The sequence below is a fragment of the Mesorhizobium sp. M0040 genome (assembly GCF_040323505.1).
Classification (GTDB): domain Bacteria; phylum Pseudomonadota; class Alphaproteobacteria; order Rhizobiales; family Rhizobiaceae; genus Mesorhizobium.
Genome location: NZ_JAMYVA010000004.1, coordinates 1 through 15,974, shown reverse-complemented (window position 1 = coordinate 15,974; position 15,974 = coordinate 1). Strand labels below are relative to the sequence as shown.

Here is a 15,974-nt window from a genome sequence, read left to right as displayed (position 1 = left end):
GCGGGCGCTACCCGTGAGCGACCATGACGTGGCGGACGGCGGTATAGTCCTCCAGCGCGTAGAGCGACATGTCCTTGCCGTAGCCGGATTGTTTTAACCCGCCATGCGGCATCTCGTTGGTCAGCATGAAATGGGTATTGATCCAGGTGCAGCCATATTGCAGCCGGGCCGCCGTCGCCATGGCGCGCGAAACATCCTTGGTCCACACCGACGACGCCAGGCCGTAGTCAGAGTCATTGGCCCAGTTCACCGCTTCGTCGACTTCGGAAAAGCGGGTGACCGAGACCACCGGACCGAACACTTCGCGGCGCACGATCTCGTCCTCCTGCAGCGCGCCGGCGACGACGGTCGGCTGGTAGAAGAAGCCGGAGCCCTCGCCCGGCTTGCCGCCCGTGGTGATCTCGATGTGCTTGAGCTCAGAGGCGCGCTCGACGAAGCTCGAGACGCGGTCGCGCTGGCGACGCGAGATCAGCGGGCCGATCTCGTTTTCGGTATCGTCAGGACGATCATACTTGATGGTCGAGACGGCAGCGGAGAGGTCGGCGACGAGCTTGTCGTAGATCTTCTTGCCGGCGTAGATGCGGCAGGCGGCGGTGCAGTCCTGGCCGGCATTGTAATAGCCGAAGGCGCGCAGGCCGTTGACCACCGCGCCGAGATCGGCGTCGTCGAAGACGATGACCGGCGCCTTGCCGCCGAGCTCGAGATGCGTGCGCTTGACCGATTTGGCGGCAGCCTGCAGCACCTTCTTGCCGGTGGCAACGTCGCCGGTGATCGAGATCATGTTGACCTTCGGGTGGTTGATCAGCGTGTTGCCGACGCTGTCGCCGCGACCGAGCACGACGTTGACGACGCCTTCCGGCAGGATCTCGGCAAGGATTTTCGCCAGCTTCAGCGCGGTCAGCGGCGTCTGTTCCGACGGCTTGAAGACGACGGTGTTGCCGCCGGCAATCGCCGGCGCCAGCTTCCAGGCCATCATCATCAGCGGATAGTTCCACGGCGCGATCGACGCGACAACGCCGATGGCGTCGCGGCGGACCATCGAGGTGTGGCCGGGAATGTATTCGCCGGCGACCTGGCCGGGCATCGAGCGGACCGCGCCGGCAAAGAAACGGTAGCAGTCGACGATCGCCGGGATCTCGTCATTGAGCACGGCATTGATCGGCTTGCCACAGTTCAGCGCCTCGAGCGCCGCGAAATCCTGTGCAGCAGCCTCGATGCGATCGGCGATCTTCAGGAGATAGCCGGCGCGCTGCGCCGGTGTTGTGCGGGACCAGGTGACGAAGGCTTTTTCGGCAGCAAGCACGGCCGCCTCGATCTGCGCTGGGCTGGCCTCAGGCAGATTGAGGATGGTCGCCCCGGTCTTCGGGTTGAGGATCGGCTCCTCGGTCTCGGTGCCTTTTTCGAATTTCGAGCCGATCAGCATCTGCGTGTCCATGGAAGTCTCTCCCTTATGAACGAGATCATTTGCCCGAACCGGCGATCTGGTCGCCGTCGCGGGTCAGGTAATAGGCAGCGAGGATGGGGAGCAGCGTCACCAGCACTACCACCATCGCCACGACATTGGTGACCGGACGCTGGCGCGGACGGATCAATTCTTCGAGCATCCAGATCGGCACCGTCTGCTGCTGGCCGGCGGTGAAGGTGGTGACGATGACCTCGTCGAAGGACAGCGCAAAGGCAAGCATGCCGCCGGCCAGCAGCGCGGTTGCGATGTTGGGCAGCACGACATGCCGAAAGGTCTGGAAACCATCGGCGCCGAGATCCATCGACGCCTCGATCATCGAGCCGGACGTGCGGCGGAAACGGGCGACCGCATTGTTGTAGACGACGACCACGCAGAAAGTGGCGTGGCCGAGCACGATCGTCCAGAACGAGAACGGGATTTCGGCCAGCGCGAAGGCCGAGCGCAGCGCGATGCCGGTGATGATGCCGGGCAGCGCGATCGGCAGGATGACCAGCAGCGAGATGGTTTCGCGGCCGAAGAATTTTGTGCGGGACACGGCGGCTGCGCACAGCGTGCCGAGGATCAGAGCGATGGCAGTCGAGATCGCCGCGACCCGCACAGACAATGACAGCGCCTGCCAGACGTCGGGGCGGTTCCAGGTGACGGCGAACCATTGCGTGGTCAAGTCCGGCGGCGGCCAGACGAAGCTCTTCTCCTCGGTGGTGAAGGCATAGACGAAGATCAGCAGGATCGGCAGGTGCAGAAAGAGCAGGCCGCCGGTGGCAGCGAGCTTCAGGCCGATCGGCGCGGATGGGCCACGGTCAGAGCGCATCGAAAGCCCCCATGCGCTTGGCGCCCCAGAGATAGAAGCCCATGATGACGATGGGCACCACGGTAAAGGCGGCGGCGAGCGGGATGTTGCCGGCGGTGCCTTGCTGCGAATAGACGGCCTGGCCGATGAACAGCCGCGAGGTGCCGATGATCTGAGGAATGATGTAGTCGCCGAGCGTCAGCGAGAAGGTGAAGATCGAGCCGGCAACGATGCCGGGCAGCGCCAGTGGGAACAGCACGTTGCCGAAGGTCTGGCCGGGCGAGGCGCCGAGATCGGACGAAGCCTCGACCAAATTGCCCGGCACGCGCTCGAGTGCGGCCTGCACCGGCAGGATCATGAATGGCAGCCAGACATAGACGAAGACGATGAAGGTGCCTGTTGAGGAGACCGACAATGAGTTGCCGCCGACGATCGGCAGCGATAGCCAGGCATCAAGCAGCCAGAGAAGATGCAATTTGGCCAGCAGCCATGTCAGGATGCCTTCCTTGGCCAGGATCAGCTTCCAGGCATAGATCTTGACCAGGTAGCTCGACCACAGCGGCAGCATGACGCCGAGATAAAACAGCGCCTTCCAACGGCCGCGCGCATAGCGCGCCGCGTAATAGGCGATGGGAAAGGCGATGACCGCCGCAGCCAGCGTCACCAGCGCCGCCATCGTCACCGTGCGCAGGATGATGTCGAGATTGGCGGCCTGCAGCAGGTCGCCATAAGTCTTCAGCGTGAACTCGCGGTTGATGAGGCCGGAGAACTCATCGATCGAAAAGAAGCTCTGCAAAAGCAGCGCAAACAGCGAGCCGATATAGACGATGCCGAGCCAAAGAACCGGGGGTAGCAGCATCAGGAGCAGCAAGAATTGCGGCCGGCGCCAGAAGAGATCGGAGAGCCCGCCGCGTACGCCGCCACTACCCGGCAGGATGGCGGGGGCCGTGGCCCGCGGCATGGCAGCGTCCAGGCTCATCCTAGCTCGTCCATCAGATGCAAATGCTCGCGGTTGAAGGTGAGCACCACCGCCTCGCCTTCCCGGGGCAAGACAGCACCCGCCGGCACGATGGCATGCAGCCGCAAGCCCTCTGCATCGAGCGCCAGTCTTGTCGTGGCGCCGAGATAGTTGGTCGAGACCAGGCGGGCGGCAACCCCTTCGCCGTTGGCCCGGCCAATACGGATGGATTCGGGCCGCAGGCTGCCCCAGCGATGCTGGCCGGCATAGCGCTGGACGAAATCCGGCGGCAGCACGTTGGACGAGCCGACGAAATCGGCGACGAAGCGGGTCTTGGGGCGCTGGTAGATGTCTTCCGGCGTGCCGATCTGCATGATCTTGCCGTCATTGAAGACGGCCACGCGGTCGGCCATCGACAGCGCTTCGCCCTGGTCGTGGGTGACGAACACGAAGGTGATGCCGAGCGCCTTCTGCAGCGATTTCAACTCCTCCTGCATGTTTTCGCGAAGCTTGAGGTCGAGGGCGCCGAGCGGCTCGTCGAGCAACAGCACCTTGGGCTGGTTAACCAGCGCACGGGCGAGCGCGACGCGCTGGCGCTGGCCGCCGGAAAGCTGGCCAGGGCGACGGGCGCCGTAGCCGGGAAGCCGCACCAGCGCCAGCGCTTCTTCCGCCGCCTTTTGCCGCTCCGGTCTGCCGACGCCCTTGACCATCAGCCCATAGGCGACGTTGTCGAGCACGTTGAGATGCGGGAACAGCGCATAATCCTGGAACACGGTGTTGACGTTGCGGCGATAGGGCGGCACGCCCTCGGCGCGTTCGCCGAAGATCGAGATCGAACCCGCCGTCGGCTGCTCGAAACCGGCGATGAGGCGCAGGCACGTCGTCTTGCCCGAGCCGGAAGGCCCGAGCATGGCGAAGAACTCGCCCGGCACGATGTCGAGATCGACCGCGTCGACGGCACGCACGCTGCCGAAATGGCGAGAGACGTTTTGGAAGGAAACGGCGGAGGTCATGGGGCTGTCCTGATCTGTCAGGCTCATCAAATTTCAGGCGGTAGCGCTGCCTCTTATCCGCCTGCCGGCACCTTCTCCTCGTATAGTGGACGGGGAGAAGGGAGGCGCTCCAACGCTGGCGACCCCCCGTTCTTCACCGGGAGAGGGTAAGGGTGAGGGGCAGCGCCAAGCTTCGTAGGTGAGGCGAACTCACCGCCCGCCGATGACGCCGATATAGTCCGACACCCAGCGGTAATAGGGCACGCACTGGTCGTTCTGGGTGGCGCATTTCGAGACCGGCGTCTTCCAGAACTTGATCTTGTCGAAATTGTCGTACCCGTTGGTCTTGCAGCCTTCTTCGCCGAGCAGTTCGTTGCCCTTGCAGGCGGCGGGCACCACCGGCAGCGAGCCGAACCAGGCGGAGACGTCGCCCTGCACTTTTGGCGACAGCGAATGCTCCATCCACATGTAGGCGCAGTTCGGGTGGGCAGCATCGGCCTCCATCATCGTGGTATCGGCCCAGCCGGTGACGCCCTCCTCGGGGATAGTCGAGGCGACCGGCTTCTTGGCCGCGATCAGCGTGTTGACCTGATAGGGCCAAGAACCGGAGGCGACGACGCCTTCGTTCTGGAAATCGTCGACCTGGATGGCGGCGTCGTGCCAATAGCGTCCGACCAGCGTACGCTGGACCCGCAGCAGGTCGAGCGCCGCCTTGTACTGATCCTCGGTCAGTTCGTACGGATCCTTGATGCCGAGCTCCGGCTTGTGAGCCATCAGGTAATTGGCGGCGTCGGCGATGTGGATCGGCCCGTCATAGGCCTGGACGCGGCCCTTGTTCGACTTGCCGTCGGGAAGCTTCATTTCCTCGAAGACCACGTTCCAGCTCTTCGGCGCCTCCTTGAACACTTCGGTGTTGTACATCAGCACGTTCGGCCCCCACTGATAGGGGACGCCGTAATGGACTCCGCCGACGGTGAACCAGGGCGCATCCTTCAGCCGGTCGTCGACCGTCTTCCAGCTCGGGATGAGGTCGGTGTTGATCGGCTGGACGCGCTTGCCGGCGACCAGACGCAGCGAGGCATCGCCCGAGGCGGTGACCAGGTCGAAACCGCCCTCGTTCATCAGCGAGACCATCTCGTCGGAGGTGTTAGCGGTCTTGACGTTGATCTTACAGCCGGTTTCCTTCTCGAAGGACGTGACCCAATCATAGGCCTTGTCGGTTTCGCCGCGCTCGATATAGCCCGGCCAGGCGACGATATTGACCTCGCCTTCGCCTTTGCCGAGCTCCTTGACCTGGGCGGTGGCCTGGCCGGAGAAGCTCAGCGCGACCGTCAAGGCAGTGCATGATTTCAGCAATGAATTCATCGTCGATCTCCCATTTTTGCATGACCTTGAAACCAGTTTCGGGTTTCGGAAAGAAGATCATGCGCCCGTTCAAAAACGTTGGATGCGCGGCTCTGAAGGGCCGTGCTCCTCGCATCGGCCCGAAAATCGGAATAAAGTCTTAGAGCGTACTATGTGGGTCCAATTGGACGCACGTCGCTCTAACGGCAGCTTTGTTCCCTGACCGAAAAGTGCTGCGAAATTTCCGGTTTCGCAAATTCATTTATCAGAAAGCCGATATCGGTTTTTCCGATACGTCAGCGGCCGATCTTCTCGGGCCGTTGGCGCACCATGCGCTGCGACTGGGCAAGTCCGATGAAGTCGCGAGCCGCCTGCGGCAGGCCGGAGCCGCGCCGCCAGACCATGCCGACCTGGACGACTGGTAACGACCCCGAAATATCGCGCGATTCGATGCGGTCGCCTTCCAGCGACCATGGCCGGTAGACGAGGTCGGGCAGCAGCGCCACGCCGGCGCCGGTAGCGACGAGGCTGCGCACCGCTTCGACCGAGCGGGTGCGGAAGGCGACATGCGGCTTGGCGCCGATTGCCGTCAGCAGCTTTCCGGTATTCTCCTCGATCTCGTCGACGGTCAGCATGATCAGCGGTTCCGAGGCGATGTCGCCGATGCCGATGATGTCGGCACCGGCCAAGGGATGGCCGAGCGGCAGCCACAGCCGGTAGGCCGAGACTTCGAGGATTTCGGACTGCAGTGCCGTGCGGTCGCGCAGGTTCGAGGTGACCATGACGGCAATGTCGAGCTTGCCGCCAATTAACAGGTGCTCGAGATAGTCGCCATTGTCCTCGATCGCCGAGACCTCGACACCCGGATAGGCGCGGCGGTAGCGGGCAAGAAGATCGGAAAGCACATAGCCGGCGACCAGCGAGGTGACGCCAAGTTGTAGCCGCCCGCTTGCCGCGGCCTGTTCGCCGAAGAAGGCGCGGCGCGCATCGGAAACGTCGGCCAGGATCTTTCTCGCATGGCGCAGGAACTGGTGGCCTTTGTGGGTGATGTTCAAGCCGCGCGGGTGGCGCTCGAACAGCTCGACGCCGAGATCGTGCTCCAGCTCCTTGATCGCCTCGGTGACCGAGGATTGCGAGATCGACAGGTTCTGGGCGGCGCCCGACACTGTGCCCTGCTCGGCGACGGCGATGAAGAACTGCAATTGGCGGATGGTGAAAGCCATGGCCGGACTAAACACGGCAGAGGCGGCGCTGGGAAGTGGGTGCTGGCGCAGATCTCCCGATAGAGCTCACGCTAGAGCTCAGCCCTCGCTTCCGCCATCGGCAATGCTGAGCCGTGCGCCGGCCTGGGCAAGGGCGGCGGCGATGTCGTGCGGCGGCGGACGGTCGGTCGCGAGTTCGGAAAAGCCGCCGAAGCCGCAGACCTGAACAAGGCCCTGGCGGCCGAATTTGCTATGGTCGGTGACGACAAGCGAACGCTGGCCGCGCGACAGCACCATGCGGGCGAATTCGGCCTCTTCCAGATCATAGTCCATGACGCCGGTGACGGCATCGACCGCACCGGTCGATATCACTGCATGGCTGACGGAAAAGCGGCTGACGAATTCGATGGCCGAGACGCCGAAGGCAGCACCGGAATCGCTGCGCAGCTCGCCGCCGGCCATGTAGACCTTATTGCCGTTGACGGTGGCCAATGTGCGGGCGATGTCGGAGGAGTTGGTGACGACCGTCAGCCGCCGGTGGCCGAGCAGTTCCCGGGCCAGGAAAGAGGTGGTGGTGCCGGTGTCGAGCATGATCGATTCGCCGTCGCGGATGGTGGCGGCGACCATGCGCGCTATTGCCCGCTTGGCATCGGCGTTCTCGCGCATGCGCCGCTCGAACGGCGCTTCGCCGGCAATCGACGGCAGGCCGACGGCGCCGTGCATCTTGAGGATGGAACCGTCGCTGGTCAGTGGCTTGACGTCGCGGCGTACTGTCTCCAGCGAGACGCCCAGCCGGTCGGCCAGGCTCGCAATGGTCACGGTGCCTTCCTCCTTGAGGAGGCGCAGGATTTCGCCATGCCGCTTCGAGTGGACCATCGGTTCCATCCGGTCGGATTGTTGCACCGCTGACCGTTTCTACGGCATAAATGCCACTAACTCCAAGGAATTTAGCAAAATTCGGGCAAAAAACCAGAAAATACCACAATTTCGCGTTGACAACGCCTCCAGCGTGGCGCGACATTATCGCTGTGACAGGCTCGGAACGGAGGACGGAGGCTGAGCCGCACGAAAAATCGCTTGCCCGAACGCCCGGGAGATCGTCGGGTGCAAGGGTACCGAAATTCAGGATCCGCGGGGGCGGATGCCGGTGTCGAAGAACCCGGCACAAAGGGGCTCGTCGGTGCGGTGCGGGATACCGATCCCGAGATCTGCACCGACGAGATCTTCGCGTTGCCTCCATTCCTCCGTCCGATTGTCATCGCTGGCCAGCCGTGACATGCGTGGAAAATTGACCCAATGTTGGACGAGATCGTGACTGTCGAAGACCGCATCCGTGCGCTGCCTTGCTGGACCGGCAGCATCGACATCGCGCCGCTGCCGGGCGGGCTGAGCAATGCCAATTATCTGGTCAAGGACGCGGCCGGGCGGCACGTCGTGCGGCTCGGCCAGGACTATCCGTTCCACCATGTCTTTCGCGAGCGCGAGATGATGACGGCGCGGGCAGCGCACGCGGCAGGCTTCGCTCCGGCCGTCCACTTCACTGGACCCGGCGTCATGGTGACGGAGTATCTCGGCGCCAAGGCCTATGTCGCGCAGGACGTGCGCGCCGATCTCGGCCGCGTTGCCGCGTTGCTGCGCGGTTTCCACCGGGAGATGCCCGGTCATGTCTCCGGCGCCGGCTTCATGTTCTGGGTATTCCATGTCATTCGCGACTATGCGCGCACGCTGGAGGAAGGCCGCAGCCGCAAGTTGGGCGAACTGCCGCGCCTGCTGACGCTGGCGGACGAGCTCGAGCGCGCGCAAAAGCTGCTGCCGATCGTCTTCGGCCATAATGACCTCTTGCCGGCTAACATAATCGATGACGGTCACAGGCTGTGGCTCATCGATTTCGAATATGCAGGCTTCAACACCGCGATGTTCGACCTTGCCGGCGCGGCGTCGAATGCAGGCATGAGCGACGAGGAGTCCTTCGCCTTCCTGACCGCCTATTTCATGAAGGAGCCGGACCCGGCGATACGGCGCTCGCACGCCGCCATGCAATGCGCGTCGCTGCTGCGTGAGGCGATGTGGGGCATGGTTTCCGAGCTTTACCTCGACGCGCCCGGTGTCGACTACGCCGCCTACGCTGACGAAAACCTGGCGCGGCTCGAAGCCGCCCTGGAAAACTACAAGACAAAATACGGGACGCGGACATGACCTTGCCCGCCCAGGCCGGGATCGTCGTCATCGGCGGTGGCATCATCGGCTGTTCGACGGCCTATCATCTGGCGCGCGACCACAAGGCCGAAATCGTGCTGCTCGAACAGGGCAAACTGACCTCGGGTTCGACCTGGCATGCTGCCGGGCTGGTCGGCCAGCTGCGCTCGTCGGCGTCGATCACGCGCGTGCTCAAATATTCCGTCGATCTCTACAAGGGGCTGGAAGCCGAAACCGGCCTCGCCACCGGCTGGAAGATGACTGGCTGCCTGCGCCTCGCCACCAATGCCGACCGCTGGACCGAGTATAAGCGGCTGGCAACGACGGCTAAGAGCTTCGGCATGGACATGCATCTGCTGTCGCCGGCCGAGGTCAAGGAAATGTGGCCGCTGCTGGAAACCGGCGACCTCGTCGGCGCGTCCTGGCTGCCGACCGACGGTCAGGCAAGCCCTTCCGACATCACCCAGTCGCTGGCCAAGGGTGCGCGCATGCATGGCGCAAAATTGTTCGAGGAGGTGCGGGTCACCGGCTTCGAAATGAGAGACGGCCGGATCACCGCGGTAAAGACCAGCAAGGGCGATATCGCCTGCGACAAGGTAGTGAACTGCGCCGGGCAATGGGCGCGGCAGGTGGGTGCGCTCGCCGGCATAAACGTGCCGCTGCAGCCGGTGAAGCACCAGTACATCATCACCGAAAAGATCGATGGCCTGCCGACCGACGCGCCGACAATTCGCGACCCCGATCGCCGCACTTATTTCAAGGAGGAGGTCGGCGGGTTGGTGATGGGCGGTTACGAGCCGAACCCGCAGGCGTGGACGACCGGTCTGCCGGGCGGCGATGTGCCGGACGATTGGGAGTTCCGGCTGTTCGACGATGATTACGATCATTTCGAGCAGCATATGAGCCAGGCGATCGAGCGTGTCCCGGCGCTCGCCAATGCCGGCGTCAAGCAGATGATCAACGGGCCGGAGAGCTTTACGCCGGATGGCAATTTCATCCTCGGTGTGGCGCCGGACTGTGCCAATATGTTCGTCGGCGCCGGCTTCAATGCCTTCGGCATCGCGTCCGGCGGCGGCGCCGGCTGGGTGCTGGCGCAATGGGTCGTCGACGGCGAGGCGCCGCTCGATCTGTGGGTGGTCGACATCCGCCGCTTCTCCGATCTCCACCGCGACCGGCAATGGGTCCGCGACCGCACGCTGGAAGCCTATGGCAAGCACTACACGATCGGCTTCCCGCATGAGGAATATGTCAGCGGCCGGCCGCGCATCGTCTCGCCTTTGTACGAGCGGCTGCAAAAACATCGCGCCGTGTTCGGCTCGAAACTTGGCTGGGAGCGGCCGAACTGGTTCGCGCCGGAAGGCATCGAGCCGAAGGACGTCTATTCGATGGGCCGGCAGAACTGGTTCCCGGCGGTTGGCGACGAGCACCGCCACGTGCGCGAAAAGATCGGTATTTTCGACCAGTCGTCTTTCGCCAAATACGAAATGACCGGAGCCGACGCGCTGAAGGCGCTGGACTGGATCTGCGCCAACGACGTCGCCAAGCCGGTCGGCCGGCTGACCTACACGCAGCTCCTCAATACGCGCGGCGGCATCGAGGCCGATTTGACCGTGGCGAGGCTCGGTGAGGAAAAATTCTACGTGGTCACCGGCACCGGTTTCCGCACGCATGATTTCTCCTGGATTGCCGATCATATCGGCAGGGAGTTCGACGTGACGCTGACCGACGTCACGGAGGATTTCGGCACATTGTCGCTGATGGGGCCGCGCGCCCGTGACGTGCTGTCAGCCGTGACCGATGCCGACGTCTCGAATGCCGCCTTTCCATTCGGCCATGTTCGCGAGATCGCCATTGCCGGTCACGCCGTCCGGGCACTGCGCGTCACCTATGTCGGCGAGCTCGGCTGGGAACTGCATGCGTCGATCGCGGCGACGGGCGAGGTTTTCGACGCACTGATGACGGCGGGCGCTGTCCACGACATTCGCCCGGTCGGCTATCGGGCGCTGGAATCGCTGCGGCTGGAAAAGGGCTACCGCGCCTGGGGCGCCGACATTACACCCAACGACACGCCGCAGGAGGCCGGCCTCGGCTGGGCGGTGAAGCTCAGGAAGAACACCGATTTCCTCGGCCGGCGGGCGCTTGAAAAGCTCGATGGCTCGACGCTCGGGAAACGCTTTGCCGGCTTCACTGTCGATGATCCGGACGTCGTGCTGCTCGGGCGCGAGACCATCCTGCGCAACGGCGAGGCGGTCGGTTATCTCACCAGCGGCGGCTATGGCTACACCATCGGCAAGAACATCGGCTACGGCTATGTGCGCAATGCCGATGGCGTCAACGATGATTTCCTCACTTCCGGCAACTACGAGCTGGTGGTGGCAATGGAAGGGACGCCGGCTAAGATACACCTTGAGCCGCTTTACGATCCGGCAGGAGCAAAGGTGAAGGCATAGAGCCTTCCGGATTCAGCCTCAGTTCACGATGAGCACCAGCCCCCGGCTCGGCACGGTATCGGCCTCGCCTGGCATCGAAACATAGGGCGGCGTCTCTTCGGCGCGCGTGACGGTGCCTTGCGCCTCGAGCTCGGCGATTCGCGCGGCAAACCCGGCATCCCACAGCGTGTTCTTCACTGTCAGCACGATCACCCCGCCCGGCCGGCAGATGCGGATCAGCTCGTCCAGACCCTCGGCCCCGACATGGCCGGACGTGAAGACGCCGGCTGAGATGATCCCGGCATAGGCGTCGTCCACGAAGGGCAGCGGTCCGCCAAGCGCCAGGCAGTGAAGCGCCGAATAGACGCCCTTGCGCGCGGCTTGCGCCAGCATGCCTTCCGAGATGTCGAGCGCCTCGACCTGCGGATAACCGGTAATGGCAAGCCATTCGCCGATGAGCCCGGTGCCGGCGCCGGCATCGAGCAGAGGAGCGGCGCCGCGCGCTAGATGGCGGGCCAGCAAGGCAAGGCAGATGGTGGGATGGCGATAGCCAGCCGCCGACATGTCGGCGTCATAGGTGCCTGCCCAACTGTCGTAGAGCGCCGCGACGTCTTCCGGCCGCTTCGCCGCATAGGCTGCGGCGAGTGCGCTCTGCTGATTGCTGTCCGTCATCGCTTTCCGTCGCCTGGTATCGATCCGCAACGCGATCATAGCCAAACGGCGAAAACTGTGGAACCGTCATCGTCCCAATAACACGGGGAAAGGAGCGAAATCCATGGCGGACGACCGGGCGCGCGCCGCACTTGCGGCCATTCCGATGCTGGCCGGCTATGACGGCCCTCTGGAACGGCTCGGCGGTCTCACCAACCTCGTCTTCAGGGGTAAGAATTTCTGCCTGCGTATCCCCGGCAAGGGTACCGAGGAATACATCAACCGCGCCAACGAGGCAGTGGCGGCGCGGGAAGCGGCGAAGGCCGGCGTCAGTCCCGATGTGCTGCATGTCGATGCCGAGACCGGCGTGTTGGTGACCCGCTTCGTTGCCGGTGCCGAGACGATGTCACCGGAAAAGTTCAAGACTCGGCCGGGCAGCCCGGCACGCGCCGGCAAGGCCTTTCGCAAACTGCACACATCCGGCGCGGTGTTCCCCTTCCGCTTCGAGCTGTTTGCGATGATCGACGATTATCTGAAAGTGCTGTCAACCAAGGACGTCGCCCTGCCTGCCGGCTACCACGATGTGGTCCGCGAGGCGGAGACCGCGCGCGCGGCACTTGCGGCTCATCCTCTGCCGATCGTCGCCTGCCACTGCGACCCGCTCTGCGAAAACTTTCTCGATACTGGGGACAGGATGTGGATTGTCGACTGGGAATATTCCGGCATGAACGATCCGCTCTGGGATCTCGGCGACCTCAGCGTCGAAGGGCAATTCGACGCCGCGCAGGACGAAGAAATGATGCGCGCCTATTTCGGCGGCGAGCCGAGGCCGGCGTGGCGCGCCCGCATCGTCATCTACAAGGCGATGTGCGACCTGTTGTGGACGCTCTGGGGCTTGATCCAGCTTGCCAACAAAAATCCGGCCGACGACTTTCGCGCCTATGCCGACGGCCGGTTTGCGCGCTGCAAGGCACTGATGGAGACGCCGGAATTTTCGCGGCATCTCGCAGCAGTGCGCCGGAGTTAGTTCACGCCCTTTGGCACGTTTTCGGGCGGTACCGTGTCGACCACCTTCTGGCGGTGAAAGATGAACAGGCCGGCCAGCACGACGATGGCCGAGCCGACCAGGATGCGCGGCCCAGGCACATCGCCGAAGAAGGCCAGGCCGAAGACCACTGCCCACAATAGCAGGCTGTAATGCAGCGGCGCCAAGGTCGAGGCAGGGGCAAGCTTCAACGCCCGCGTGATCATCAGGTGCGCGCCGCAGGAGACGACGCCGAGAAGCAGCATGGCGCCGAAATCGAGCGATGACGGCGTCTTCCAACTGCCGACGGTCAACACAGCGCCGACCAGCAGCGTGCCGACGGTCTGCCAGGTGACCAGCGAGGTGTCGCTGGTGCCGCGCAGCCGCCGATTGAGGATGATGGCGAAGGCAAATGAAATGCTGCCGGCGAGCGCGAACATCGACGACAGGGAGAACGCGGCCGAGGATGGCTTCAGCATGATCAGCACGCCGCAGAAACCGACCAGGATAGCCGCCCAGCGGCGCCAGCCGACCCTTTCGCCGAGCAGGAAGTGCGACAGCGCCGCGACATAGATCGGCCCGGCCATGTAAAAGCTCATCACATCGGCGAGCGGCAGATAGACGACCGCCGCGTAGAACAGCGCCGTGTCGAGCGTCGTCATCACCACGCGAAGCAGCTGCAGCTCCGGCCGCTCCATGCGAAACAGCTTGGCCGCACCCTGATGTGCAATCATCGGCCCGAGTATGAAAAACGCGCCGATCGAGCGGATCAGCACGACCTGGCCGACGGAAAAACTGGCGACCAGCCACTTGCCCATCGCGTCGTTCAGCGCAAACAGGAAATCGCCGGCGAGCATCAGCAGGATGCCGGCCAGCAGCACGTTCATGATCGTTGAGTACTGGGCTGCGGGCTGCGCCATTCCGTTACCGGTTCCTCGCCGTGGGGTACGGTGACCCGCGTCGTAGTCGCAAGCTGCGGCCATGACGAGACGAAAATCGAGAATTCGGTAAGACCAGCGCCGGAAATCGGCTGGACTAATGCATGTCGCGCAAAAGTGTGCAGCGGTTTTGCGATAACGACACGCTTAAAAACAAGACCTTAAAGCGCGTCGCGTGGGTCCGTTCAAACGCGACGCGCTTTAAGCGTGGCGCCGGTTCACCGTGCCCGGCCTTCCGGCGATCGAAAGCCGCGTGTCCTGCCGGCTCCGCTCGGCCACCACCTTGCCCCTGGCGATGACGCAGAGGCGCTCGGGGCGCAGGCGCAGCGCTTCGACCGGATTGCCGGCATCGAGAACGACCAGGCTGGCGCGCTTGCCGACCGCCAGGCCAAGGTGGTCGAGGCCCATGATGGCGGCATTGACGCTGGTGACCATGTCGAAGCAGCGCGCCATCTCGGCCGGGCTCGACATCTGCGCGACATGCAGGCCCATGAAGGCGACGTCGAGCATGTCTGCGGTGCCCAGCGAATACCAGGGGTCGAGCACGCAATCCTGGCCCCAGCCGACGCGGATGCCTTGCGCCAGCATCTCCTTGACCCGCGTCAGTCCGCGGCGCTTGGGAAAGGTGTCGTGGCGGCCCTGCAGCATGATGTTGATCAGCGGATTTGGGATCGCCGAAACGCCGGCCTCGGCAATCAGCGGCAATAGCTTCGAAACGTAGTAATTATCCATCGAATGCATCGATGTCAGGTGCGAGCCGGCCACTCTGCCCTGCAACCCGAGCCGCTGCGTCTCATAGGCAAGCTGCTCGATGTGGCGCGACAGCGGATCGTCGGTCTCGTCGCAATGCAAGTCGACCATCAGGCCGCGCCTGGCCGCCATCTCGCAGAGTTCCGTCACCGAGCGCGTGCCGTCGGCCATTGTCCGCTCGAAATGCGGAATGCCGCCGACGACATCGACGCCCATGTCGAGCGCGCGGATGGTGTTTTGGCGCGCCGTCGGCGAGCGATAGAAGCCGTCCTGCGGAAAGGCGACCAGTTGCAGGTCGATATAGGGGGCGACCGTCTTCTTCACCTCGAGCAGCGCTTCCACCGCCAGCAGGCGGTCGTCGCAAACATCGACATGGGTGCGGATGGCGAGCAGGCCCATCGACACCGCCCAGTCGCAATAGGCGAGCGCACGGTCGCGCACCGCTTCGTGGGTCAGAAGCGGCTTCAACTCGCCCCAAAGCGAGATGCCTTCGAGCAGCGTGCCCGAGACATTGATGCGCGGAATGCCGAGCGAAAGCGTGGCGTCCATATGGAAATGCGGATCGACGAAGGGCGGCGAGACCAGATTGCCATGGGCATCGATCGCCGTGCCGGCGCTGACGTTCAGCTCGGGCTCTATCGCTGCGATCGTTTCGCCGACGATGCCGATATCCGCGATCCTGCCGTCGGGCAGCGTCCCGCCGCGCACCACAAGGTCAAAATCCATCTAGCGCCACCTCGTTCAAAAAAGCCGTTTCTTTCCATGCAGCGTGCTGCCGCAAGGCGGAACCTTCAGGCGCGGCCCTTCCCTTCTCCCCTTTGTTTGGACTGGGGACATCGCGAACAGATGTGCGAGGACATCGCGAACAGTTTTGCATGCTATCGCGCCAGGACATTGAGGTCGATGGTTTCTATTTTCTGATGTCTGAACCAGGCGTCGAAGACACCGTCTGTGGCGGTGGGCCTGAAGGCGACGGATTTTCCTGTGAAGGCCCTGCACAAACGCATGGTGCGGCCAAGAATGGAGACGAAGCCATGCTGCTGTACGCGGCGGATGAGATCGCCCTTGGCGTATTCGAACGGCTCGACCGTTTCGCGATAAGGGCGCAGCGATGCCCAGTAGCGATCGAGCGGCATCGTGGGGACGCTGGGCGTTGTAGACATGGCGCCACTGGTCGAATGCGTCCTGGGCCTTGGCGAGATCGGCGAAGGGCGGTCCCTGCAGCGCCTCGGCCT

The 15,974-nt window shown here is 63.7% G+C and carries 14 protein-coding genes and 1 pseudogene; 3 read left to right on the top strand and 12 right to left on the bottom strand.

Going from position 1 to position 15,974, the window contains the following annotated elements; genetic code table 11:
* Positions 1 to 7: 7 nt before the first annotated feature.
* From NKJ91_RS04865 to NKJ91_RS04835, 7 genes are all read right to left on the bottom strand, one after another.
* On the bottom strand, positions 8 to 1,435 hold the full coding sequence (locus NKJ91_RS04865) for a gamma-aminobutyraldehyde dehydrogenase (RefSeq protein WP_352448478.1): 1,428 nt from the start codon (positions 1,433 to 1,435) through the stop codon (positions 8 to 10).
* A gap of 25 nt (positions 1,436 to 1,460) precedes the next feature.
* The gene (locus tag NKJ91_RS04860; RefSeq protein WP_352454676.1) at positions 1,461 to 2,276 is read right to left on the bottom strand and encodes an ABC transporter permease; all 816 of its coding nucleotides are present in this window, start codon (positions 2,274 to 2,276) and stop codon (positions 1,461 to 1,463) included.
* The gene (locus NKJ91_RS04855) at positions 2,266 to 3,216 is read right to left on the bottom strand and encodes an ABC transporter permease (RefSeq protein WP_352454675.1); all 951 of its coding nucleotides are present in this window, start codon (positions 3,214 to 3,216) and stop codon (positions 2,266 to 2,268) included. Before NKJ91_RS04855 ends, NKJ91_RS04860 begins: the two co-directional genes overlap by 11 nt.
* A 14-nt stretch (positions 3,217 to 3,230) precedes the next feature.
* The gene (locus tag NKJ91_RS04850) at positions 3,231 to 4,226 is read right to left on the bottom strand and encodes an ABC transporter ATP-binding protein (protein ID WP_352454674.1); all 996 of its coding nucleotides are present in this window, start codon (positions 4,224 to 4,226) and stop codon (positions 3,231 to 3,233) included.
* A gap of 189 nt (positions 4,227 to 4,415) precedes the next feature.
* Positions 4,416 to 5,570, bottom strand: a complete 1,155-nt coding sequence (locus NKJ91_RS04845) for an ABC transporter substrate-binding protein (protein WP_352454673.1) — start codon at positions 5,568 to 5,570, stop codon at positions 4,416 to 4,418.
* 275 nt (positions 5,571 to 5,845) lie between these two features.
* Entirely contained in the window at positions 5,846 to 6,772 is a 927-nt protein-coding gene (locus NKJ91_RS04840; RefSeq protein WP_023676350.1) for a LysR family transcriptional regulator, read from the bottom strand.
* A gap of 78 nt (positions 6,773 to 6,850) precedes the next feature.
* Entirely contained in the window at positions 6,851 to 7,627 is a 777-nt protein-coding gene (locus tag NKJ91_RS04835) for a DeoR/GlpR family DNA-binding transcription regulator (RefSeq protein WP_352448483.1), read from the bottom strand.
* Between the two features lie 435 nt (positions 7,628 to 8,062).
* Between NKJ91_RS04835 and NKJ91_RS04830 the strand changes: the two genes are divergently transcribed.
* Both NKJ91_RS04830 and NKJ91_RS04825 read left to right on the top strand, forming a co-directional pair.
* Positions 8,063 to 8,947, top strand: a complete 885-nt coding sequence (locus NKJ91_RS04830; RefSeq protein WP_352448675.1) for a phosphotransferase — start codon at positions 8,063 to 8,065, stop codon at positions 8,945 to 8,947.
* Positions 8,944 to 11,397 carry a GcvT family protein gene (locus NKJ91_RS04825; protein WP_352454672.1) on the top strand — a complete coding sequence of 818 codons (2,454 nt, stop codon included), beginning with the start codon at positions 8,944 to 8,946 and terminating at the stop codon, positions 11,395 to 11,397. Before NKJ91_RS04830 ends, NKJ91_RS04825 begins: the two co-directional genes overlap by 4 nt.
* 18 nt (positions 11,398 to 11,415) lie before the next feature.
* Here NKJ91_RS04825 and NKJ91_RS04820 read toward each other — a convergent pair whose 3' ends face one another.
* The gene (locus NKJ91_RS04820; RefSeq protein ID WP_352454671.1) at positions 11,416 to 12,048 is read right to left on the bottom strand and encodes a class I SAM-dependent DNA methyltransferase; all 633 of its coding nucleotides are present in this window, start codon (positions 12,046 to 12,048) and stop codon (positions 11,416 to 11,418) included.
* Positions 12,049 to 12,151: 103 nt separating this feature from the next.
* Here NKJ91_RS04820 and NKJ91_RS04815 point away from each other — a divergent pair, with 103 nt between their 5' ends.
* Entirely contained in the window at positions 12,152 to 13,054 is a 903-nt protein-coding gene (locus NKJ91_RS04815; protein ID WP_352454670.1) for a phosphotransferase, read from the top strand.
* Here NKJ91_RS04815 and NKJ91_RS04810 read toward each other — a convergent pair.
* The 4 genes and pseudogenes from NKJ91_RS04810 to NKJ91_RS04795 form a co-directional block, all read right to left on the bottom strand.
* Positions 13,051 to 13,971: a DMT family transporter gene (locus tag NKJ91_RS04810; RefSeq protein ID WP_352454669.1), complete on the bottom strand. Its 921-nt coding sequence runs from the start codon at positions 13,969 to 13,971 to the stop codon at positions 13,051 to 13,053. The two genes, NKJ91_RS04815 and NKJ91_RS04810, sit on opposite strands and share 4 nt — an antisense overlap.
* 219 nt (positions 13,972 to 14,190) lie before the next feature.
* Complete coding sequence (locus NKJ91_RS04805) at positions 14,191 to 15,465, bottom strand: amidohydrolase family protein (protein ID WP_352454668.1); 1,275 nt, start codon at positions 15,463 to 15,465, stop codon at positions 14,191 to 14,193.
* Between the two features lie 152 nt (positions 15,466 to 15,617).
* The gene (locus NKJ91_RS04800) at positions 15,618 to 15,875 is read right to left on the bottom strand and encodes a hypothetical protein (RefSeq protein ID WP_352454844.1); all 258 of its coding nucleotides are present in this window, start codon (positions 15,873 to 15,875) and stop codon (positions 15,618 to 15,620) included.
* Positions 15,876 to 15,915: 40 nt separating this feature from the next.
* Positions 15,916 to 15,963 (bottom strand): annotated as a pseudogene (locus NKJ91_RS04795) (hypothetical protein); the annotation flags it as partial.
* Positions 15,964 to 15,974: the final 11 nt, after the last annotated feature.

Coding starts and splice junctions, on each gene's coding strand:
- NKJ91_RS04815 (WP_352454670.1), top strand. CDS start 12,152: ATGGCGGACGACCGGGCGCGCGCCGCACTTGCGGCCATTCCGATGCTG.
- NKJ91_RS04865 (WP_352448478.1), bottom strand. CDS start 1,435: ATGGACACGCAGATGCTGATCGGCTCGAAATTCGAAAAAGGCACCGAG.
- NKJ91_RS04825 (WP_352454672.1), top strand. CDS start 8,944: ATGACCTTGCCCGCCCAGGCCGGGATCGTCGTCATCGGCGGTGGCATC.
- NKJ91_RS04860 (WP_352454676.1), bottom strand. CDS start 2,276: ATGCGCTCTGACCGTGGCCCATCCGCGCCGATCGGCCTGAAGCTCGCT.
- NKJ91_RS04810 (WP_352454669.1), bottom strand. CDS start 13,971: ATGGCGCAGCCCGCAGCCCAGTACTCAACGATCATGAACGTGCTGCTG.
- NKJ91_RS04820 (WP_352454671.1), bottom strand. CDS start 12,048: ATGACGGACAGCAATCAGCAGAGCGCACTCGCCGCAGCCTATGCGGCG.
- NKJ91_RS04855 (WP_352454675.1), bottom strand. CDS start 3,216: ATGCCGCGGGCCACGGCCCCCGCCATCCTGCCGGGTAGTGGCGGCGTA.
- NKJ91_RS04805 (WP_352454668.1), bottom strand. CDS start 15,465: ATGGATTTTGACCTTGTGGTGCGCGGCGGGACGCTGCCCGACGGCAGG.
- NKJ91_RS04850 (WP_352454674.1), bottom strand. CDS start 4,226: ATGACCTCCGCCGTTTCCTTCCAAAACGTCTCTCGCCATTTCGGCAGC.
- NKJ91_RS04800 (WP_352454844.1), bottom strand. CDS start 15,875: ATGCCGCTCGATCGCTACTGGGCATCGCTGCGCCCTTATCGCGAAACG.
- NKJ91_RS04835 (WP_352448483.1), bottom strand. CDS start 7,627: ATGGTCCACTCGAAGCGGCATGGCGAAATCCTGCGCCTCCTCAAGGAG.
- NKJ91_RS04840 (WP_023676350.1), bottom strand. CDS start 6,772: ATGGCTTTCACCATCCGCCAATTGCAGTTCTTCATCGCCGTCGCCGAG.
- NKJ91_RS04845 (WP_352454673.1), bottom strand. CDS start 5,570: ATGAATTCATTGCTGAAATCATGCACTGCCTTGACGGTCGCGCTGAGC.